Raw genomic sequence first — 18,097 nt, forward strand, 5'->3', positions numbered from 1 at the left:
ACCCCCCGTTCACTTTCCCCGCCCCGTCTCGTCACCCTTCGCGCATAGCGTCACCGACGGATCGCAACCGATCCAACGGAATGTCACCTGTCCCCGAAGGGAAACTCCATGAAGTTCACGCGAGTAGGCGCATCGGTCGCCATGGCCGCAATCGCCGCACTCACGCTTGCGGCTTGCGCCAGCAACGAGCCAACCGCAGCAGAGCCGGGAACCGCAGTTGAGGGCGCAGGATCGCTCACCGGCACGCTCGCCGCATCCGGCGCCTCGTCGCAGGGCACCGCACAGACCTCCTGGATCGCCGGCTTCGCAGCCGTCGAGCCCGGCATCCAGATCAACTACGCGGGTGGCGGCTCCGGCGCCGGCCGCACCGACTTCCAGAACGGCACCTCGGCCTTCATCGGCTCCGACCGCGCCTTCAAGATCGAGGAGATCGAGGCTGGCGGCTTCGGCAGCTGCGTCGACGGCACCGACCTCGTCGAGATCCCGGCCTACATCTCCCCCATCGCCGTTGCGTTCAACGTCGAGGGCGTCGACACGCTCAACCTCGACCCCGCGACCCTCGCGAAGATCTTCAAGGGCGAGATCACGAACTGGAACGCCCCCGAGATCGCCGCCCTCAACTCGGGCGTCACGTTCCCCGACCTGGCCATCACGCCGGTCCACCGCTCCGACACCTCCGGCACCACGGGCAACTTCACGTCCTACCTCGTCGAAGCCGCCCCAGACGTGTGGACCTTCGAGGACAGCGACGACTGGCCCATCTCCGGCGGTGAAGGCGCGCAGGAGACCCCCGGCGTGCAGCAGGCACTGACCAACGGCAACGGCACGATCGGCTACCTCGACGCATCCGCCGCCGGCGACCTCAGCACCGCAGCCATCCAGACCGGCTCCGAGTTCGTCGAGCTCTCCCCCGAGGCTGCCGCAGCCGTCGTCGACAACTCCACGCTCGAGGAAGGCCGCGCCGCGACCGACCTCTCGTTCGAGCTCGACCGCTCGGCCGAAGGCGTCTACCCGATCGTCCTCGTCTCCTACCTCATCGGTTGCGCCGAGTACACGGACCCGACGGTCGGCGCCAACGTCAAGGCGTACTTCGACTACGTGATCAGCCCAGAGGCTCAGGATGCGGCAGCCGAGAACGCGGGCTCCGCGCCCATCTCGGACACCTTGCGCGAGCAGGCGCAGGCAGCCGTCGACGCCATCAAGTAGTCCGCGAGCACTGACGTTTCGTTTCAGCCCGGTGCCGTGCTGTGAAAGCATGGCACCGGGCGATTCGGCACTCAACAGCCGCTCGCCCCGCTCCACCCAAATGACTTAGGGAAACCCTCAGCAGATGACTGCAGAACTCGCCCCAGATGCGGGCACAACGGTGAAGGCCAAGTCGCGCCCGGGCGACCGCGTCTTCAGCTTCCTCTCGACGTTCTCCGGATCGCTGATCCTCGCGATCCTCGCCGCCGTGTTCTTCTTCCTGCTCTTTCAGGGGCTCCCGGCCTTCTTCCCTGACGCGGCCGAGAACAGCCACTTCGTCGCTGGCGCCACCAACCTCACCGACCCCGAGGCCGAAGGCAACTTCTTCTGGTACGTGTTGCCGCTCGTCTTCGGAACGCTCTGGGCGTCGCTGCTCGCGCTGCTCATGGCCGTGCCCGTCGCCATCGGCGTCGCGCTGTTCATCACGCACTACGCATCCCGCAAGCTGGCGGCCCCGCTCGGCTACGTCATCGACCTGCTCGCCGCCGTGCCCTCCGTCGTCTTCGGCCTCTGGGGCGCCACCGTGCTCGGGCCGTTCGTGCAGCCGTTCTACGTTTGGCTCAACGAGAACCTCTCCTGGCTCCCCTTCTTCCAGGGCCAGGTCTCGGCCACCGGACGCACCATCCTGACCGCCGCCATCGTGCTCGCCGTCATGGTGCTCCCCATCGTCACCGCGCTCACCCGCGAGGTCTTCCTGCAGACGCCGCGACTCCACGAGGAAGCCTCCCTCGCCCTCGGCGCCACCCGCTGGGAGATGATCAAGATGGCCGTCCTGCCGTTCGCCCGCGGAGGCATGGTGTCCTCCGTCATGCTCGGCCTCGGCCGCGCACTCGGCGAAACGATGGCCGTCGCCATGGTGCTCTCAGCGACCGGCGTCATCACCTTCCAGCTGACGTCGAACACCAACCCATCGACGATCGCCGCCAACATCGCCCTCTCGTTCCCAGAAGCGTCGAACCTCGACATCAACGTGCTCATCGCATCCGGTCTCGTGCTCTTCGCCATCACCCTCCTCGTGAACTCCCTCGCACGATGGATCGTGAGCCGCCGCAAGGAATTCTCAGGAGCCAACTGATGACCTCGACACTTCAGAAACCAGTTCAGAGCCAGACGGCCACTGAGATGATCAACCCGCTCACCCACGGGCGACTCCCCAAGTGGGGGCCATACGCGATCCTCGTCGGCGCCTTCGCGCTCTCCGCGGCCATCACCCTGCTCCTCGCAGCAGGCGGCGGCGAATTCAACTGGACCGGCTTCGCCGTCCTCGGCGCGATCTTCTACATCGCAGGGCAGTGGATCATCGCCCGCATCATCGAAGGTGCCCGCCAGGCCACCAACCGGTTCGTGACCTCACTCGTCACCGCCGCCTTCGTGCTGGCACTCGTGCCCCTGCTCTCGCTCCTCTTCACGCTCGTCGCAAACGGCCTCGCGCGCTTCGACGTCACCTTCTTCTCGTCCTCCATGGTCGGTGTCGTCACCGAGGGGGGCGGCGGCATCCACGCCATCGTCGGCACGCTCCTCATCACCCTCGTCGCGACCCTCATCTCGGTGCCCATCGGGCTCTTCACCTCGATCTACCTCGTCGAGTACGGCAAGGGGCGCCTCTCCAAGGCCATTAACTTCTTCGTCGACGTCATGACGGGCGTCCCATCCATCGTCGCCGGCCTCTTCGCCTACACGATGATCATGCTCATCCTGCAGACCCTGGGCATCCCCCTCACCAACGTGCGCACCGGACTCGCGGGCTCCATCGCCCTCACCGTGCTCATGATCCCCACCGTCGTGCGCTCGTCGGAGGAGATGATCCGCCTCGTCCCCAACGAGCTCCGCGAGGCGTCCTACGCGCTCGGCGTGCCCAAGTGGCTCACCATCGCCAAGGTCGTCCTGCCCACCGCCCTCGCCGGCATCACCACGGGCATCATGCTCGCCATCTCGCGCGTCATCGGCGAGAGCGCACCGCTGCTCATCGCCGCCGGCTTCAACATCTACATGAACTACAACATGACGCAGGGCGCCATGATGAGCCTCCCCGTCTTCGTCTACCGCTCCTACACGCAGCAGGTCGGCGCGGGCGCAGAGAACATGCTCAACCTCGCCTGGACCGGCGCCTTCGTCCTCCTCATCATCGTCATGCTGCTCAACCTGCTCGCACGCATGATCACCAAGTTCTTCGCCCCCAAGGGCTAACTGGTCAGACCGACCACGCTGACCAACAGGAAGTTAGGGAAATACAGTGTCTAAGCGCATCGAAGTCAACGACCTCAACGTCTACTACGACAAGTTCAAGGCTGTCGAAGACGTGGCAATGGTCATCGAGCCCCGAAGCGTCACCGCGTTCATCGGCCCCTCCGGCTGCGGCAAGTCCACGTTCCTCCGCACGCTCAACCGCATGCACGAGGTCATCCCCAAGGCGTGGGTCGACGGCGAAGTGCTCATCGACGGCAACAACCTCTACGGCCCAGGCGTTGACCCCGTCCTCGTCCGCCGACAGGTGGGCATGGTCTTCCAGCGCCCCAACCCGTTCCCGACCATGTCGATTCGCGAGAACGTGCTCGCCGGCGTGAAGCTCAACAACAAGAAGATCTCCAAGAGCGACGCAGATGCGCTCGTCGAGAAGTCGCTGCAGGGCGCGAACCTGTGGAAGGAGGTCAAGGACCGCCTCGACCTCCCCGGCTCCGGACTCTCCGGCGGACAGCAGCAGCGTCTCTGCATCGCACGAGCGATCGCCGTCTCGCCCGACGTGCTGCTCATGGACGAGCCATGCTCGGCCCTCGACCCGATCTCCACGCTCGCCATCGAGGACCTCATCGAGGAGCTCAAGACCGAGTACACGATCGTGATCGTGACGCACAACATGCAGCAGGCATCCCGCGTCTCCGACAAGACCGCCTTCTTCAACATCGCAGGCACCGGCATGCCGGGCAAGCTCATCGAGTACGACACGACGAAGACGATCTTCGAGAACCCGTCCGTGCAGGCGACCGAAGATTACGTCTCCGGCCGCTTCGGCTAGACCGACTCCCCGCTTCACGAAAACGGCCCCGGCTCTCGCGCCGGGGCCGTCGTCGTAGCCGAGGTCGTGCATCCGGCCGCAGGCATGAGAAAAGCCAGGCCGCAGAAACGCCTCTCGGCGGAAGGCCGCTCGTAGCGGCGAATATTGGAGCCCGGGGTTACTGCGGCCCGGCGTCGTCGAGTTTACTGAAGTCCGCCGCCGTTGTGCGCCGTGTTGGCTGACGGCGAACAGGCGGCGTGGCGCGTCAGGCCTCCGGCCAGACGGCGACGATCACCTTGCCCGATTCCTCGGAGTTGCGGGCGATCGCGAAGGCGTCGACGGTCTCGTCGGCATGCACCTCGTGCGTGATGACGCGTTCGATCTCGGGGTGCGCGTCGAGGATGGCGATGGCTTCGTCGATCTCGTCGTTGAAGCGGAAGGTGCCGTAGACACGCAGCTCTTTGGAGATGAACGGGGCGAGGTTGATGGGACGGGGTTCGTTGGGGACCAAGCCGACCTGCACGACCGTGCCAGCCGGCTTCGCGGCGGCGAACGCGGTCGATACGGAGACGGCAACGCCGGAGCATTCGAAGACGACGTCGTAGCTGTCGGTGGGGACGCCCTGCTGGCTGACGTCGATGACTTCTGCGGCGCCGATCTCGGCGGCTCGCGCGAGTGGGCCGGCGAGCACGTCGGTCGCGGTCACGTGTGCCGCTCCCTTGACGAGCGCGGCCGCGATGGTGAGCAGGCCGATGGGGCCGGAGCCGGTGACGAGCACGCCCTTGCCGGTGATGTCGCCCGCCTTGGTGAGGGCGTGGAGCGCCACGGCGAGCGGCTCGGCCAGCACGGCGCGGCGCACGGGCAGCGTCTCGGGCAGGCGGCGCAGCATGCCACGGTCGACGAGCAGGTACTCGCTCAGGGCCCCTTGGGTGTGGGGGTCCGTGGATGCGCTGCCCAGGTAGGCGCCGTTGGGCCAGAGGTGCGGGGCGTCACGCAGTTCGTCGCTCGGGGTGCCGAAGGTCGCGGGGTGCACGGTGATGGGGGTGCCCGGCTCGAGCTCGCCGTTCGGGTCGTGGTCGACTCGGCCGGACAGCTCGTGTCCGGGGACGAGGGGTTCTCGGACGACGAAGGCGCCGTTGGCTCCTTCAAAGTAGTAGTGGAGGTCGGAGCCGCAGATGCCGACGTAGTCGACGCGGATCCGCACCTGCCCCTCCCCTGGTTCCGGGGTGCTGACCTCACTGAGGTTCAGCACCTCCCTGCTCTCGATGAATGCTGCGCGCATGGTGTCTCCTGCGGGTCGTGATGCGGTGGGTCGACGGTGACCGGGGCGGCGGCCGGTCAGACGACGGCGGTCATGCCGCCGTCGACGAAGATGTTCTGCCCCGAGACGAAGCTCGAGGCGTCGGAGCTGAGGTACACGAGGGTGCCCGCGAGCTCTTCGAAGGCACCCCATCGCTGGGCCGGGGTGCGGTTGACGAGCCAGGAGTTGAACTGCTCGTCTTCGACGAGCGCGCGGTTCATCTCGGTGGCGAAGTACCCAGGCGAGATGGCGTTGACCTGCACGTTGTGTCGCGCGAGGTCGGCCGCCATGCCCTTGGTGAGCTGGGCGACGCCGCCCTTGGTCGCCGAGTAGGGAGCGATCGTCTGCCGTGCGAGCAGCGACTGCACGGATCCGATGTTGACGATCTTGCCGGAGCCGCGCTCGATCATGGCTGGCGCGAGGAACCTGGAGACGTAGAACACGCCGCTCAGGTTCGCCGAGACCAGCGCATCCCAGTCCTCGACCTTGAACTCCGCGAAGGGGGCTCGCCGCTGGAGCCCGGCGTTGTTGACGAGGATGTCGGGCACCCCGTGCTCGGCGATGAGCGCCGCGATGCCTGCCTCGACCGAGGCGGCGTCAGTAACGTCGAAGGTCACCACGTGAGCGGCTCGTCCGGTGCGCTCCTCGAGCTCGGCGGCCGCGGTCGCCAATGCCTCGACGTCTCGGCCGTGGAGGATGATCGTGCTGCCTGCGTCGGCGAGCGCGGTCGCGAGGGAGCGGCCGAGTCCCCGTGAGGAGCCGGTGATCAGGGCGAGCTTGCCGGTGAGGTTGAAGAGGTCCATGCGATTCCTGCTCTCTTGGCGTCGGTCGGCCGGACGAGGCCGCTCGGGTCGGTGACGTCGTCGGTCGGGTTGGTCGTTCGGGTTAGAAGAGCGACGCGACGAGGTAGACGATGAGGACGAGCACGAACGCCATGACGGACTCGATGGTCTGCTGCACGGTCCAGGTCTTGAGCGTGGTCTTCACGTCCATGCCCATGAGGCGTCCGACGAGCCAGAAGCCGGAGTCGTTGACGTGACCCGCGAAGACGGAGCCTGCGGCGGTGGCGAGGACGATCGCGGCGACTTGGAAGGCGTTCAGGTCGGCGCCGACGACGGCTGGGGCGATGAGGCCCGCGGCCGTGACGAGGGCGACGGTCGCGGATCCCTGGGCAACGCGGAGGACGACGGCGATGACGTAGGCGGCGACGATGAGCGGGAGCCCGAGGTCGCTGAGCGTGTCGGCGAGCGCATCGCCGATGCCGGATGCGCGCAGGACGCCACCGAACATGCCGCCGGCACCGGTGATGAGGATGACGGAGCAGATGGGGCCGAGGGAGGAGTCGAGGATCTTCTCGATGGCGGTGCCGTTCTCGCCGCGCCGCGTGCCGAGCACGATGCTGGCGGTGATGACGGCGATGAGCAGCGCGATGGGCGAGTTGCCGAGGAGCACGGCAGCCTGTGCCCAGAGGGCGTCGCCGTCGACGAGTCCGGCGCTGGAGAGCGCCGAGACTCCGGTGTTGAGGAAGATGAGGAACATCGGCAGCAGCAACAGCAGGATGATCGTGGAGACCTTGGGCGGGTTCTTTGGCTGGTCCTCGTCGACGTCGCCGAAGAGCGCGGGCACGGGGAGCGGGATGCGCTTGGCGACGAACTTGCCCCACAGGTAGCCGGAGACGTACCAGAGCGGGAAAACGATGATGAGGCCGAGCAGGAGCACGACGCCGAGGTTCGCTTCGTACAGCTCGGTTGCGGCGACGGGGCCCGGGTGCGGCGGCAGGAAGACGTGCATGACCGAGAAGGCCGCGGCGGCGGGGATGCCGAAGAGGAGGACGTTGTTGCCCGAGACCCGTCGTGCGACGGCGAAGACGATGGGCAGCATCATGATGAGGCCGGCGTCGAAGAACATCGGGAAGCCGAGGATGAGGGAGGCGATGCCGAGCGCGAAGGGGGCGCGTTTCTCACCGAAGACGTCAACGAGCTTGTCAGCGAGTGCTTTCGCGCCGCCGGAGTGCTCGATGAGGCGTCCGAGCATGGCTCCGAACCCGATGAGGAGCGCGACGGTCGCGAGGGTGCTGCCGAAGCCGCCGGTGAGCGTGCTGGCGACCGCCGACAGGGGGACGCCTGCGACGAGCGCGGTCAGGAGCGACACGATGACGAGGGTCAGGAACGCGTGGACCCTGAAGCGGATGATGAGGATCAGGATGAGCGCGATTGCTCCCGCTGCGATCCCGAGCAGCGGTGCGGTCCCCAGTGCCTGGGTCCATTCTTCTTCCATGGTGATCTCCGTTGATATCTGGAATTCGGTCCGTGCGACTGTGCGCGGTGCCGTGGCGGGGGTGAGGTTCGCGATCTGCGATGATTCGGAACGCGGGGTCTGGTTGCTCCCAGTGCTTCCCCGAGCCTCGCACAAAAATCATACTTATTTCAAGTTGTGATCATACTTATACGACCAAAACGTTCGAGAGGATGGTGCGCGTGGCGCAGGCAGTACACGGATCGGTGCTCGACGACCTCGGCATCCGCATCGCCGGCGGCGAGCTCGAGGCCGGCCGAGTGCTGACGCTCGCAGGCCTCGAGGAGCACTACGCGGTCTCCCGCACGGTCGTGCGCGAGGCAGTCCGAGTCCTGGAGTCCATGGGCCTCCTCGTCTCGAGGAGGCGTGTCGGCGTAACCGTGCGCCCGACGCGAGACTGGAACGCCCTCGACACCACGCTCATCCGCTGGCGCCTTCGCGGGCAGAACCGCAGCCAGCAGCTCGTCGCCCTCACCGAGCTCAGATCGGCGATCGAGCCGGTCGCCGCGAAGCTCGCCGCATCCCGCGCCTCGCAGGCCGAGCGATCGCGCCTCCTGGAGCTCGCCGCGCAGTTGGAAGCGCTCGGCGCCCGAGATCGCGGAGACTCGCCCGAGTACCTGCAGGCAGACATCGAGTTCCACGACCTCATCCTCGACGCGAGCGGGAATGCGCTGCTCGCGGCAGTCAAGGAGCCGATCGCCGAGGTCCTCATCGGACGGGCGAACCTCGGGCTCACGCCGGCGAAGCCCCTGCACGCCGCCCTGCACAATCACGTGCTGACGGCGCAGGCGATCGCAGACGGCGACCCGCTCGCCGCCGAGCACCACTCGAAGGGCTACCTCGAGACGATCCTCGGCGAAGTGCTGACGATCGACGACGACGCCCGCCGTCGCAACGCCGGCGAGGGACCCGCCTAGACGCGGTGCTCGCTGGGCCGTCCGGAGAGTTCGTCGATGAGGTTCCGGATGGATCCCGTGGACATGCGCTCGACGGCTTCAGCCGTGTGCGCCCCGCTGTGTGGCGTCGCGACGACGCGAGGGTGCCCGAGCAGCGGGGAGTCCTGCGGCGGTTCCGTCTCGTAGGCGTCGAGGCCGACACCGAAGAGGTGGCCTGAGTCGAGCGCTGCGCGGGCGGCCGCCTCGTCGATGAGCCCTCCGCGGGAGGTGTTGAGCAGGATGCTGCCCGGCTTCATGGAGGCGATGCGGCCGGCATCGGCGACGTGGCGAGTGCTGTCGAGGAGGGGCACGTGCAGGCTGACGACGTCGGCCTGGCGGAACAGCTCGTCGAGGTTGACGGCGGTGGCCCCGGTTGCGGAGATGCCGGATGCGGGCACGAACGGGTCGTACGCGACGACCTGCATGCCGAGGCCGCGCGCCCGGTCGGCGACGATACGGCCGATCGCGCCGAAGCCGACGACGCCGAGGGTGCGGCCGGAGAGCTCGATGCCGCTCCCCCGCGGCCAGCCGCCTTGTGTGACCTCGGCGTGCAGTCGAGGGATCTCACGGGCGACGGCGAAGGCGAGGCCGATGGCCAGCTCCGCGACGGCCGAGGCGTTCGCGCCGGGAGTTCTGGTGACGTGGATGCCCCTGGCTGCGGCGGCCTCGAGGTCGACGTTGTTGACCCCGACGCCGTATCGGGAGATGACTCGGAGGCGGTCTGCGCCTGCGAGCGCCGCCGAGTCGTAGGCGTCGAGGCCCGCGATGACGCCGTCGACTCCCTGCAGGGCTTCGGCGAGCTCCGCCGAGGTGAGTGGGCGGCCGAGCGTGTTGAAGACGAGTTCGTCGGCGAGCTGTCGGAGCGGCGCGAGCACCGCGGCCTCCGGCGTTCGGCTGAGCGAGGTGGGGGTGATGAGGATGCGCATCAGGCCACGGCGCCCATCGTCGCGGCCTGCCCCTGGCCGGGTGCGGTGCTCGTTCGCTCGTAGGCGTCGAGGTACTTGGCGAAGGCCTGGTCGTAGTAGTCGCGCATGGCCGGGTTCGGGATGATGCGCTGCGGGTTCTCGTTCCGGAACGCTGGCTGGTCCTCGCTCAGCCCGGCCGCGCGCAGGCCGAGCCGCACGGCGCCGACGACGGAGCTGTGCTGCAGCGACGAGACTTCCATCTCGACGCGAAAGACGTCGGCGGTCATCTGGGTCCAGAACGGAGAGGAGAGGACGCCGCCCGAGAGGAGCACGCGAGTGGGCATGCCGTTGATCGCGGTCAGCTCTCGGAAGCAGTGGTAGAGCGACAGCACGACCCCCTGCAGCACGGCCTGGTACATGTCGACGCGACCGTGCCTCGGCTCGAGCCCCACGAACCCGCCGAGCCGCTGGTCCTGCCACCCCGGGCAGCGTTCCCCGTACAGGAAGGGCAGGAAGGTCGGCAGCTCCGCGCGACCGGTGACCAGCTGCGGCTCGATCTCTGAGAACGGCGCGTCGGAGCCGAAGAACCTGTCCTTCGCCCAGTCGACGCAGTTGGTGCATCCGCTCGTCGCGGCGCCGCTGAGCCATCCGAGCGGCGAGCGGTAGGCCCAGGTGCTGAGGCGCGGGGAGAGCGACGGCTCGAGCGTCGCGAAGCGCATGGCCCCGCTGGTGCCCATCGAGAACGTCATGTCGCCAGGCAGCCCGGCGAGGTCGCCAACTTGACTGAGGCCGCCGTCTGGGCCTGGGACGAGCACCGGGATTCCGGCGCGGATGCCGAGGTAGGTAGCGACGTCGGGAAGCAGCGGCGCTGATTCCTCGCTGTCGTGCAGTTCGGGGAAGTCGACGCCGGAGACGCCGAGCGTCTCAAGGATCTCGCGGTCCCAGTCGGAGGTGTGGACGTTGAGCAGCCCGGTTCCGGAGGCGAGGGAATAGCTCGTCCAGGGAAGCCCGGTGAGGCGGAGGAAGTTGAAGCTGCCCTGGTCCATGACCTTGCGTCCCACGAACTCGGTGCCCTGGCGGGCGAGGTAGGCGAGCTTGAACGCCGGGTAGCTGGCGTTCACCATGCAACCAGTGCGCTCGTAGAACCACGTCGTGAGGGCCGCGTCTTGACGCAGCTCGGCACAGAGCCCTTGTGCCCCGGTATAGGGCCATTCGTACACGGGTGTCGCGGCCTGCAGGTCCTGCGTGACGAGGCCGAGCCCGTGATACGTGTTGGAGAGCACGAGCGCATCGATCTCGTGGCCTCGCACGGACTCGCGGGCGAGCGCGATGAGCTGCGTGAAGATCCCCTCGGCGTCGCGCACGGCCGGGTCGGGCCCGGCGACCTCGAAGCGGCGGGTGCGCACCTGCACGTCCTGGGTGTCCGTGTCGAAGATCAGCGTCTTCGCTGATGTGGTGCTGGATTCGAGGGCGAGGATCTTCATGGTTCGTGCTCCACTCGTGGGCTTCGTTGCCGATCGGGGCCGCCTGCGGTGTCGACCCTCGGTAGTATCTCAATAATATGATCATTGAGTTCCGTTTGGGAACACAGGACGACCAATGGAGGTTCTCTTGCACGACATCCTCGCCCGCATCGCCGAGCATTCGATCGTCCCCGTCGTCTCCGCACGCACGGTAGAAGAGAGCCTCGGCATCGCCGATGCGCTCGTCGCCGGTGGCCTTCCGGTCGCCGAGATCACCTTCCGAACCGACGCGGCTGCAGCCGCCATCGCGGCCGTCGCCCCGCGTGGCGACGTGCTGGTCGGTGCGGGCACGGTGCTCACCCCCGACCAGGTCGACCTCGCGGCAGACGCGGGTGCCGCCTTTGTCGTCTCCCCCGGCCTCAGCCGGTCGGTCGTCGAACGGTGCCGAGCTCGTGGCCTCCCCGTGCTGCCGGGAGCAACGTCGGCCACCGAGGTGCAGGCGGCCCTCGAGCTGGGCATCACGACGGTGAAGTTCTTCCCGGCAGAGACGAACGGCGGCGCGAAGGCCATTGCGGCGCTCTCCGCGCCGTTCGGTGGTGTCAACTTTGTGCCGACGGGTGGCGTGACAACGGAGAACCTACCCGACTACCTGCGGATCGAGCGCGTGCTCGCGGTCGGCGGTTCGTGGATGCTGCCGTCAGCGGCCGTCGAGGCTCGCGACTGGGCGCGGGTCAGCGAGCTCACGAGCGCGGGTGTCGAACTGGCACGGCAGCTTCGGCCGCGCACGTAGAGGCGGGTCAGTCGAGCGAGTTCAGCCGCCACATGCCGGCGGAGGCGTGGAGGTCGTCGCCCATCTCGAGGTAGCGGATGGCGCGGCGAGTTGACTGCCTGGCGCGAGCTGGGGCGGGCCCCTCCTCGTCTTTTGCGAGGCTCGTCGCCCCCTGCGACATGACGCGGCAGAAGGCGGCTGCGCGCTCGAGCGCAAGCGCGAAGTCGCCGGCGAAGGCGCCGTGCAGGATGACGTCGGCGAGGGCGACGACCTCTTCCGGTCCGGTCGGCGTGGCCGCGCCTGCGACGACGGAGCTGATGGAGCGATCGACCTCGTAGCCTCGGCGGAACAGGTAGCTGGCCTCGGCCGGGTTGGCACGCACGGCCTGCCGGAGCAGGTAGAGGCGCCACAGCGCGCCAGGCAACGATCTCGACGTCGCGCCTGCCCAGAGCTCGGCGATTTCGTCGATGCCGTGCTCGTCTGCGTAGGCGATGAGGCGGGCGACGACGGCCTGGTCGCCTTCTCCGCGAGCGCGCTGCAGCAGCGCTCGCGCGATGTCGTGGGCCACGCGGCTGACCGCGGCCGGGTCGTCGGCGCCGACGAGCGCCTCGAACGCCTGCGATGGCACGCGCACGGGCCTGTGGTGTCGTTCCGTCATGCTGCCCCTTTCGTCGCGTGAGACCGTTCGGCCTCGTGAGGGCCGCATCCAGTCTGCGCGTTCGGAGCCACGATTGCGAACCTGCCTCGTAGGCTGGGGGCATGGCTACTGCGCAGGACGACGATTCGCTGGTCGAAGACACGGCAGCGATGTCGTCGTACCCGGCTTACCGACCCAAGCAGATCGCGTTCGGGGTATTGGCCGTCCTCCTGGTCGTGACGATGTTCTTCCCGTGGTGGAACTCCGAGATCCCCCTGAACCGCATTGCGCCGACGCTCAACGGCTGGCAGCTGCTCGTGGCCGGGACGGGGCTCAGCCAGATGGATGAGGCGCTCGGCTACAACTGGTTCGGCACGTTCCTCTTCGGCCTCCTTCCGACGCTTCCCCTGCTGGGGCTCGTCGTGGTGCTGATTCTGCGCATCTCAGGCGTCGCGGTGATCTCCACGAAGATCCTGCAGCTCTACGCCGCGTTCGCCACGCTCGGCATGCTGTTCCTCTTCGCGTTCGCGACGTTGCGGGTGGATGCGGCGAACGGCCAGTACCCGATCGCGTATGGGGCGTGGCTTGCGCTCGTGCCCTGCGTCGCGACGCTCGTGCTCGCGACCCTCTGGTGGCGGCGCGAGAAGCTGCACTACCCGACGCGAAAGTGGCTCGGCTTCGGCCCACAGAGCGAGAAGCAGCGCGCGCAGGCGGTGGACTCGGCCATGTTCGACGACCTCGTGGAGCCGGACGACGACGAGGAGATCTCGCTCGGCTCGGAAACCGCCATCGACGAGAACACGAACCCGGGTAAGCGACCGCGCCCATGAGCGCCCGTGACTTCTTCGAGCACCTCGCGATCGGTGGGGACTCCTCGAGTGCACCCGGAAAGCAGCTCCGCGACGCGATCATCGACGCCGTCGAGCGTGGCGACCTCGAGCCCGGCGAGCGGCTGCCGCCGGTTCGTGCGCTCGCTGAGACGCTCGGGGTCGCGCCGGGCACCGTGGCCAAGTGCTACACGGCGCTCGAGGAACAGGGCGTCGTGGTGGGGCGCGGACGAGCCGGCACCTTCGTGACGGCCGACGGCAGGCACGGGGATGTTCGGCTCACGGCGGCGGCGCGGGCGTTCGCCGTCGAGGCGCGCGCGCTTGGAGTGAGCAACGACGAGGCCGTCGCCGCCGTGTTCGAGGCGCTCTCGATCTCGGCGGAACGCGGCGCGCAAGACTGAGGTGGCGCGGCCCGCACCCCGCACCCCAGCATCCACCCAAGTTCGCCTGCGAGCATCTCCGCATGGGAATCGACGATCGAATTCAGAACAAGTCAGAGGACTTCGGCGGGCGCGCGAAGGAAGCCGCGGGCGCGGTGACCGGCGACGAGTCACTGAAGGCCGAGGGCCGTGCCGACCAGACGAAGGCAGGCTTCAAGGAGAAGGTGGAGGACGTCAAGGACGCCGCCAAGGAGGGACTCGACAACCTCAAGCGCAAGATCGACTAGGCGCGCCGCCGCAGTCGACATCAAGCAGATCCAGGGCCCCGTTCGCGGGGCCCTTTCTGGTAGTTGACGACGGTCAACCATCTATGTATGGTTGACCGTCGTCAACTATCAGGAGGCCCCGCTTCGATGTCGTCCCGCAAGAAACCCAGATCCAGCACTCAGGCAGCCGAACAGCAGCTCACCGAATCGGGCATGAGCCGCCGCCAGGTGCTCCAGGCCCTGTCAGGCCTCATGCTCGGCATGTTCGTGTCGATGCTCGCCTCGACCGTGGTCAGCACCTCCCTGCCGCTCATCATCAGCGACCTCAAGGGCGACCAGAGCGCCTTCACCTGGGTCGTCACCGCAACGCTCCTCGCGACGACGGTCTCAACGCCGATCTGGGGCAAGCTCGCCGACCTCACCAACCGCAAGCTCCTGCTGCAGATCTCGCTCGTCATCTTCGTCGTCAGCTCCGCCATCGCCGGCTTCGCCCAGGACCCGGCCATGCTCATCACGATGCGCGTCTTCCAGGGCCTCGGGGCCGGCGGCCTCGGCGCCCTCAGCCAGATCGTCATGGCCGACATCCTCAGCCCGCGTGAGCGCGGCAGGTACGCCGGATTCTTCGGCGCCGTCATGGCGCTCGCCACCGTCGGTGGGCCGCTCCTCGGCGGCGTCATCACCGACGCGTTCGGGTGGCGATGGAACTTCTTCGTCGGGCTCCCCTTCGCCGTCATCGCCCTCATCCTGCTGCAGGTCACCCTGCACCTGCCGAAGCCGAAGAAGCGCAAGGTGAGCATCGACTACTTCGGCATCGTGCTCATCTCAAGCGGCGTCTCGCTGCTCCTCATCTGGGTGACCCTCGCCGGCTCGCAGTTCGAATGGAACTCGCTGCCCTCCTACCTCATGGCCATCGGAGGCGTCGCGCTGCTCGGCATCGCCATCCTCGTCGAGCTCCGCGTCAAGGAGCCGCTCATCCCGCTCACGCTCTTCCGCGACCGCACCTTCACGCTCGCGGTCATCGCGAGCGTCTCCGTCGGCGTCGCGATGTTCGGCACGAGCGTCTTCCTCAGCCAGTACATGCAGCTCGCGCGCGGCGCGACGCCGACCGAGTCTGGCATCCTCACGATCCCGATGATGGCGGGCCTGCTCGTCGCGTCGACGATCGTGGGCAACCTCATCAGCCGCCGCGGCAAGTGGAAGGCCTTCGTCGTCATCGGCAGCGCGCTCATGGTCGTCGGCCTCTTCCTCCTCAGCCGCCTGCACTACGACACCCCCTACCTCTACGTCGGCCTCTCGATGTTCGCCCTGGGCGCCGGCGTCGGCATGGTCATGCAGAACCTCGTGCTCGTCGTGCAGAACAAGGCCGAGGTCAAGAACATGGGTGTCGCCACCAGCGCCGTCACCTTCTTCCGCAGCCTCGGCGGCACCATCGGCGTCTCCGTCATGGGCTCGATCCTTGGAACCGTCGTCGCAGACACGATCGCCACGAGCATCCGCACCCTGCCGCCCGAGCAGCAGGCGGTCGCGGCCCAATCGCTCGCCGGCGGCAGCATCCCCCAGCTGGCCGCGCTGCCCGAGTGGTTACGTGTGCTCGTGGAGGACGCCTACGGCACCTCTGTCGGCGCAATCTTCCTCGCCGCGCTGCCGCTCGCCATCGTCACGCTCATCGCCGTCTCGTTCCTGCCGAACGCGCAGCTCGGTACACAAAACGCCGTGCAGCGCGCCAAGGGCGAAGAGCGCAGCGCCGAGTCCGCGCATCCGGAGTCGACCTCGGAGGACCTCGTCGAGGTCGCTGAAGCCGTGGTCGGCATTCCCCGCACCGGAGCCATCCCGATCCTCGGCGACTCGGGGCGGCAGGCAGACCGCACCTAAGATGGCGAGCATGCCTGAGTCTCCAGACGACGCCGACTTCGCCGAGGCGATCGCCTCGGTGGAGTCGGAGCTCGGCTCGTTCTACCGCAGGGTCCGCACGACGTGGAGCGAGTCGGCCGTCGCCGTGCACCCCTCGCTGCAACCCATCGGCTACAAGATCCTCTCGGCACTCGTCCAGCACGGCACGGCGCACGTCGGCGTGCTCGGCGAGCAGCTCATGATCGACAAGAGCGTGATGAGCCGGCAGGTGCGCATGCTCGAGGAGTTTGAGCTCCTGACGATCGGATCCGACCCGAACGACGGGCGCGCGCGCATCCTGACCCCAACGCCCGTCGCGGTCGAGCGCGTCACTGCGGTGCGCTCACGCAACCGACACCGGCTTCACGCGGTGCTCCGCGACTGGACCCCGGACGAGTTGCGCGTCTTCTCAGGCCTCCTCGGCCGCTTCGGAGCGGTCGCCGACGCGGTGAACCCGCCGGACTAGCGCCTCCAGTCGCTCCCATGACGATCGAAGAAACCGCCGCCCTCAGCAGAGAGCGGCGGTTTCGTCGTCGGGGCTACCGACTCACTGGGTGTCGAAGCGGGCACCTTCCGGACGCGAAGCGCCCAGCACGAAGACGAGCAGGATAATCGGGCCGGCGAGCGGCACGAAGACGATGAACCACCACCAGCCGGAGCGGTTGGTGTCGTGCAGGCGGCGGAACAGCAGAGCGAAACCGGGCACGAGCGTCGCGAGACCCCACAGCGACTGGACCGCAGACACCGCCAGGTACCCGCCACTGGCCCCGGTGAACTGACCGGACGAATCCATGGTCCCCGGACCGCCGGCGAGCATGCCGACCAGGAAGAAGACGGCGTTCACGAGCACACCGAACAGCCACCACCACCAGTACTCGCTGCGGCTCGCGCGCCCGGAGAAGACTGCGTATTTCTTGAAGAAGCGCTTGATGGCCTGGCCGAAGCTGGCTCCATAAAGCGGTGGGTAGAGCGGGGCGTCTAGCTGGGGGGTCGACATCACGAACTCCTATCAGGCACTACCAAAACAGAGGATTTTCACCGAGCGTAGCGCCGCTGGACCGTTTCCGGAATTTTGAGTCTGCAAACGATCGATCCCGCTTCATACAACGAACGAGAACGCAATACTCCGAGCGCATACAAGTGCGTTTGACACACTCATCGAGTTGACTACGCGCGAGACCGTCAGGAGGAACGATGGACCAGCTTCACTATGCAGGTGGCGTTTACCTCACGAGCACGAAGATCGCGAAAGAGCTCGTCGGGTATGCGGCCGATCTGGCTGAGGCGAGACGCGCAGGCGTCGTCGAGATCCCGGTGCGACACGCGGACGGGAGCGCGAATGTGCTCTCAGTGCTCGTCGGGCCGTCCAGTCAGATCGCGACGGAGACAGTCAGTACCGACGTCCCCGAGTTCGACGACAGCGAGGCGCTCGCGCACTTCGCCGAGCTGCGCGGGGCAATGTCCGGCGAGGGCTCGAAGCCAGACGCGCTGGTCGAGGACGGCGCCCCGAACGACCCGCGGGTGCCACATCCCGACTGGCTTGACGAGCTCTAAAGAACCGAGTGGTCTGCGGCCTGCTCCCGAGCAGTGATAATGGACGGCGCACAGCACACAATGCGCCAGCGACGAGAAAGCAGGGTTCAGCGTGGGGAAGTTCATCTACAACTCCGAAGTCACCGTTGACTTCGAGGACCGTCTGCTCGCGCACCTCCAGCTCGCGATCGGCACCAAGCTCCGGCGTGGTGAGTCGTTCTTCTTCAGCTGGAAGGACAACAACGCAGGGGGCGACGGACGGAGCACCGTCTGGATGCACCCGGCGGTCCCCATCCGCTTCAAGTTCCTCGGCAGCCGCCAGGTGCACATCAACCGCTCGTGGGTCGAGGCCCTGGTGCAGGGCGCCAACTCGCAGGCCGGACTGGCCGTCATCGCGGAACCGGCCGAAAGGGCATCATGAACGGACAGATCAGGATCGAGCTGCTCTACCAGGGCGAGACGTTCTCGAAGCTCGTCGATGAGATCGACTCGTACCGGAACGACATCCGCGATCGCGTTGCGGCGGGCGAGTGGTTCTGGGTGCGCGCCGACCGCGGCGAGGGGCGCCTCGAGCCGGCGAATCTGCTCGTCGGACCCGGCATCGGCATCGTGATCGTGGAGCCCAACCCCGGCGACTAGCTCGACTGCACGCCGGGCGCG

General features: G+C 67.4%; 21 protein-coding genes. 14 read left to right on the forward strand and 7 right to left on the reverse strand.

What is annotated here, in order from left to right; all coding sequences use genetic code 11:
- The first annotated feature begins 108 nt into the window (after positions 1-108).
- The 4 genes from ACPYN9_RS01035 (at position 109) to pstB (ending at position 4,258) form a co-directional block, all read left to right on the forward strand.
- On the forward strand, positions 109-1,206 hold the full coding sequence (locus ACPYN9_RS01035; protein ID WP_424463142.1) for a phosphate ABC transporter substrate-binding protein PstS: 1,098 nt from the start codon (positions 109-111) through the stop codon (positions 1,204-1,206).
- 124 nt (positions 1,207-1,330) lie between these two features.
- The gene (gene pstC, locus ACPYN9_RS01040; RefSeq protein WP_424463143.1) at positions 1,331-2,320 is read left to right on the forward strand and encodes a phosphate ABC transporter permease subunit PstC; all 990 of its coding nucleotides are present in this window, start codon (positions 1,331-1,333) and stop codon (positions 2,318-2,320) included.
- The gene (gene pstA, locus ACPYN9_RS01045) at positions 2,320-3,432 is read left to right on the forward strand and encodes a phosphate ABC transporter permease PstA (RefSeq protein WP_424463144.1); all 1,113 of its coding nucleotides are present in this window, start codon (positions 2,320-2,322) and stop codon (positions 3,430-3,432) included. Before pstC ends, pstA begins: the two co-directional genes overlap by 1 nt.
- Positions 3,433-3,478: 46 nt before the next feature.
- A complete protein-coding gene (pstB, locus tag ACPYN9_RS01050; protein WP_424463146.1) occupies positions 3,479-4,258 on the forward strand; it encodes a phosphate ABC transporter ATP-binding protein PstB in 780 nt (259 codons plus the stop codon).
- A gap of 244 nt (positions 4,259-4,502) precedes the next feature.
- On the opposite strand, the gene ACPYN9_RS01055 is transcribed toward pstB, so the two are convergent.
- The 3 genes from ACPYN9_RS01055 to ACPYN9_RS01065 form a co-directional block, all read right to left on the reverse strand.
- Entirely contained in the window at positions 4,503-5,519 is a 1,017-nt protein-coding gene (locus ACPYN9_RS01055; RefSeq protein WP_424463148.1) for a zinc-binding dehydrogenase, read from the reverse strand.
- Between the two features lie 56 nt (positions 5,520-5,575).
- The gene (locus ACPYN9_RS01060) at positions 5,576-6,340 is read right to left on the reverse strand and encodes an SDR family oxidoreductase (RefSeq protein WP_424463150.1); all 765 of its coding nucleotides are present in this window, start codon (positions 6,338-6,340) and stop codon (positions 5,576-5,578) included.
- 82 nt (positions 6,341-6,422) lie between these two features.
- Complete coding sequence (locus tag ACPYN9_RS01065) at positions 6,423-7,814, reverse strand: GntP family permease (RefSeq protein WP_424463152.1); 1,392 nt, start codon at positions 7,812-7,814, stop codon at positions 6,423-6,425.
- A gap of 200 nt (positions 7,815-8,014) precedes the next feature.
- Here ACPYN9_RS01065 and ACPYN9_RS01070 point away from each other — a divergent pair, with 200 nt between their 5' ends.
- Positions 8,015-8,749 (forward strand): FadR/GntR family transcriptional regulator, encoded by a 735-nt coding sequence (locus tag ACPYN9_RS01070; protein ID WP_424463153.1) that lies wholly within the window; start codon positions 8,015-8,017, stop codon positions 8,747-8,749.
- Here the strand turns inward: ACPYN9_RS01070 and ACPYN9_RS01075 are convergent.
- Together ACPYN9_RS01075 and ACPYN9_RS01080 are read right to left on the reverse strand one after the other, a co-directional pair.
- On the reverse strand, positions 8,746-9,693 hold the full coding sequence (locus ACPYN9_RS01075; protein ID WP_424463155.1) for a phosphoglycerate dehydrogenase: 948 nt from the start codon (positions 9,691-9,693) through the stop codon (positions 8,746-8,748). The genes ACPYN9_RS01070 and ACPYN9_RS01075 overlap by 4 nt on opposite strands.
- The gene (locus ACPYN9_RS01080; protein WP_424463157.1) at positions 9,693-11,156 is read right to left on the reverse strand and encodes a gluconokinase; all 1,464 of its coding nucleotides are present in this window, start codon (positions 11,154-11,156) and stop codon (positions 9,693-9,695) included. Before ACPYN9_RS01080 ends, ACPYN9_RS01075 begins: the two co-directional genes overlap by 1 nt.
- Positions 11,157-11,271: 115 nt before the next feature.
- Between ACPYN9_RS01080 and eda the strand changes: the two genes are divergently transcribed.
- A complete protein-coding gene (eda, locus tag ACPYN9_RS01085) occupies positions 11,272-11,925 on the forward strand; it encodes a bifunctional 4-hydroxy-2-oxoglutarate aldolase/2-dehydro-3-deoxy-phosphogluconate aldolase (RefSeq protein ID WP_424463158.1) in 654 nt (217 codons plus the stop codon).
- Between the two features lie 7 nt (positions 11,926-11,932).
- Here the strand turns inward: eda and ACPYN9_RS01090 are convergent, their stop codons facing one another.
- The gene (locus ACPYN9_RS01090; RefSeq protein WP_424463160.1) at positions 11,933-12,562 is read right to left on the reverse strand and encodes a DNA-directed RNA polymerase subunit beta; all 630 of its coding nucleotides are present in this window, start codon (positions 12,560-12,562) and stop codon (positions 11,933-11,935) included.
- Between the two features lie 101 nt (positions 12,563-12,663).
- Here ACPYN9_RS01090 and ACPYN9_RS01095 point away from each other — a divergent pair, with 101 nt between their 5' ends.
- From ACPYN9_RS01095 to ACPYN9_RS01115, 5 genes are all read left to right on the forward strand, one after another.
- A complete protein-coding gene (locus ACPYN9_RS01095) occupies positions 12,664-13,371 on the forward strand; it encodes a hypothetical protein (protein ID WP_424463161.1) in 708 nt (235 codons plus the stop codon).
- Positions 13,368-13,769 (forward strand): GntR family transcriptional regulator, encoded by a 402-nt coding sequence (locus ACPYN9_RS01100; protein WP_424463163.1) that lies wholly within the window; start codon positions 13,368-13,370, stop codon positions 13,767-13,769. The genes ACPYN9_RS01095 and ACPYN9_RS01100 overlap by 4 nt, the downstream gene beginning before the upstream one ends.
- Before the next feature lie 62 nt (positions 13,770-13,831).
- A complete protein-coding gene (locus ACPYN9_RS01105; RefSeq protein WP_424463165.1) occupies positions 13,832-14,035 on the forward strand; it encodes a CsbD family protein in 204 nt (67 codons plus the stop codon).
- A 192-nt stretch (positions 14,036-14,227) separates the two neighbouring features.
- A complete protein-coding gene (locus tag ACPYN9_RS01110; protein WP_424463355.1) occupies positions 14,228-15,886 on the forward strand; it encodes an MDR family MFS transporter in 1,659 nt (552 codons plus the stop codon).
- Between the two features lie 10 nt (positions 15,887-15,896).
- Positions 15,897-16,370 carry a MarR family winged helix-turn-helix transcriptional regulator gene (locus ACPYN9_RS01115; RefSeq protein WP_424463167.1) on the forward strand — a complete coding sequence of 158 codons (474 nt, stop codon included), beginning with the start codon at positions 15,897-15,899 and terminating at the stop codon, positions 16,368-16,370.
- A gap of 81 nt (positions 16,371-16,451) precedes the next feature.
- Here the strand turns inward: ACPYN9_RS01115 and ACPYN9_RS01120 are convergent, their stop codons facing one another.
- Positions 16,452-16,901 carry a DUF805 domain-containing protein gene (locus ACPYN9_RS01120; RefSeq protein ID WP_424463168.1) on the reverse strand — a complete coding sequence of 150 codons (450 nt, stop codon included), beginning with the start codon at positions 16,899-16,901 and terminating at the stop codon, positions 16,452-16,454.
- 197 nt (positions 16,902-17,098) lie between these two features.
- Here ACPYN9_RS01120 and ACPYN9_RS01125 point away from each other — a divergent pair, with 197 nt between their 5' ends.
- The 3 genes from ACPYN9_RS01125 (at position 17,099) to ACPYN9_RS01135 (ending at position 18,076) form a co-directional block, all read left to right on the forward strand.
- Positions 17,099-17,458, forward strand: coding sequence for a hypothetical protein (locus ACPYN9_RS01125; protein ID WP_424463170.1), 360 nt, complete (start codon positions 17,099-17,101; stop codon positions 17,456-17,458).
- Between the two features lie 91 nt (positions 17,459-17,549).
- A complete protein-coding gene (locus tag ACPYN9_RS01130) occupies positions 17,550-17,858 on the forward strand; it encodes an ATP-dependent DNA ligase (RefSeq protein WP_104253917.1) in 309 nt (102 codons plus the stop codon).
- Positions 17,855-18,076, forward strand: coding sequence for a hypothetical protein (locus ACPYN9_RS01135; protein ID WP_424463172.1), 222 nt, complete (start codon positions 17,855-17,857; stop codon positions 18,074-18,076). Before ACPYN9_RS01130 ends, ACPYN9_RS01135 begins: the two co-directional genes overlap by 4 nt.
- The last annotated feature ends 21 nt before the right edge of the window (positions 18,077-18,097 follow it).

It is taken from the genome of Pseudoclavibacter helvolus (assembly GCF_049707175.1).
Taxonomy (GTDB): domain Bacteria; phylum Actinomycetota; class Actinomycetes; order Actinomycetales; family Microbacteriaceae; genus Pseudoclavibacter; species Pseudoclavibacter helvolus_A.

Excerpts from the sequence above, each read along its gene's own strand:
- ACPYN9_RS01090 (WP_424463160.1), bottom strand. The coding sequence starts at position 12,562 with ATGACGGAACGACACCACAGGCCCGTGCGCGTGCCATCGCAGGCGTTC.
- ACPYN9_RS01125 (WP_424463170.1), top strand. The coding sequence starts at position 17,099 with ATGGACCAGCTTCACTATGCAGGTGGCGTTTACCTCACGAGCACGAAG.
- ACPYN9_RS01110 (WP_424463355.1), top strand. The coding sequence starts at position 14,228 with ATGAGCCGCCGCCAGGTGCTCCAGGCCCTGTCAGGCCTCATGCTCGGC.
- eda (WP_424463158.1), top strand. The coding sequence starts at position 11,272 with ATGGAGGTTCTCTTGCACGACATCCTCGCCCGCATCGCCGAGCATTCG.
- ACPYN9_RS01135 (WP_424463172.1), top strand. The coding sequence starts at position 17,855 with ATGAACGGACAGATCAGGATCGAGCTGCTCTACCAGGGCGAGACGTTC.
- ACPYN9_RS01075 (WP_424463155.1), bottom strand. The coding sequence starts at position 9,693 with ATGCGCATCCTCATCACCCCCACCTCGCTCAGCCGAACGCCGGAGGCC.
- ACPYN9_RS01115 (WP_424463167.1), top strand. The coding sequence starts at position 15,897 with ATGCCTGAGTCTCCAGACGACGCCGACTTCGCCGAGGCGATCGCCTCG.
- pstC (WP_424463143.1), top strand. The coding sequence starts at position 1,331 with ATGACTGCAGAACTCGCCCCAGATGCGGGCACAACGGTGAAGGCCAAG.
- ACPYN9_RS01055 (WP_424463148.1), bottom strand. The coding sequence starts at position 5,519 with ATGCGCGCAGCATTCATCGAGAGCAGGGAGGTGCTGAACCTCAGTGAG.
- ACPYN9_RS01080 (WP_424463157.1), bottom strand. The coding sequence starts at position 11,156 with ATGAAGATCCTCGCCCTCGAATCCAGCACCACATCAGCGAAGACGCTG.
- ACPYN9_RS01065 (WP_424463152.1), bottom strand. The coding sequence starts at position 7,814 with ATGGAAGAAGAATGGACCCAGGCACTGGGGACCGCACCGCTGCTCGGG.
- pstA (WP_424463144.1), top strand. The coding sequence starts at position 2,320 with ATGACCTCGACACTTCAGAAACCAGTTCAGAGCCAGACGGCCACTGAG.
- ACPYN9_RS01095 (WP_424463161.1), top strand. The coding sequence starts at position 12,664 with ATGGCTACTGCGCAGGACGACGATTCGCTGGTCGAAGACACGGCAGCG.
- ACPYN9_RS01060 (WP_424463150.1), bottom strand. The coding sequence starts at position 6,340 with ATGGACCTCTTCAACCTCACCGGCAAGCTCGCCCTGATCACCGGCTCC.
- ACPYN9_RS01100 (WP_424463163.1), top strand. The coding sequence starts at position 13,368 with ATGAGCGCCCGTGACTTCTTCGAGCACCTCGCGATCGGTGGGGACTCC.
- ACPYN9_RS01035 (WP_424463142.1), top strand. The coding sequence starts at position 109 with ATGAAGTTCACGCGAGTAGGCGCATCGGTCGCCATGGCCGCAATCGCC.
- ACPYN9_RS01120 (WP_424463168.1), bottom strand. The coding sequence starts at position 16,901 with ATGTCGACCCCCCAGCTAGACGCCCCGCTCTACCCACCGCTTTATGGA.
- ACPYN9_RS01105 (WP_424463165.1), top strand. The coding sequence starts at position 13,832 with ATGGGAATCGACGATCGAATTCAGAACAAGTCAGAGGACTTCGGCGGG.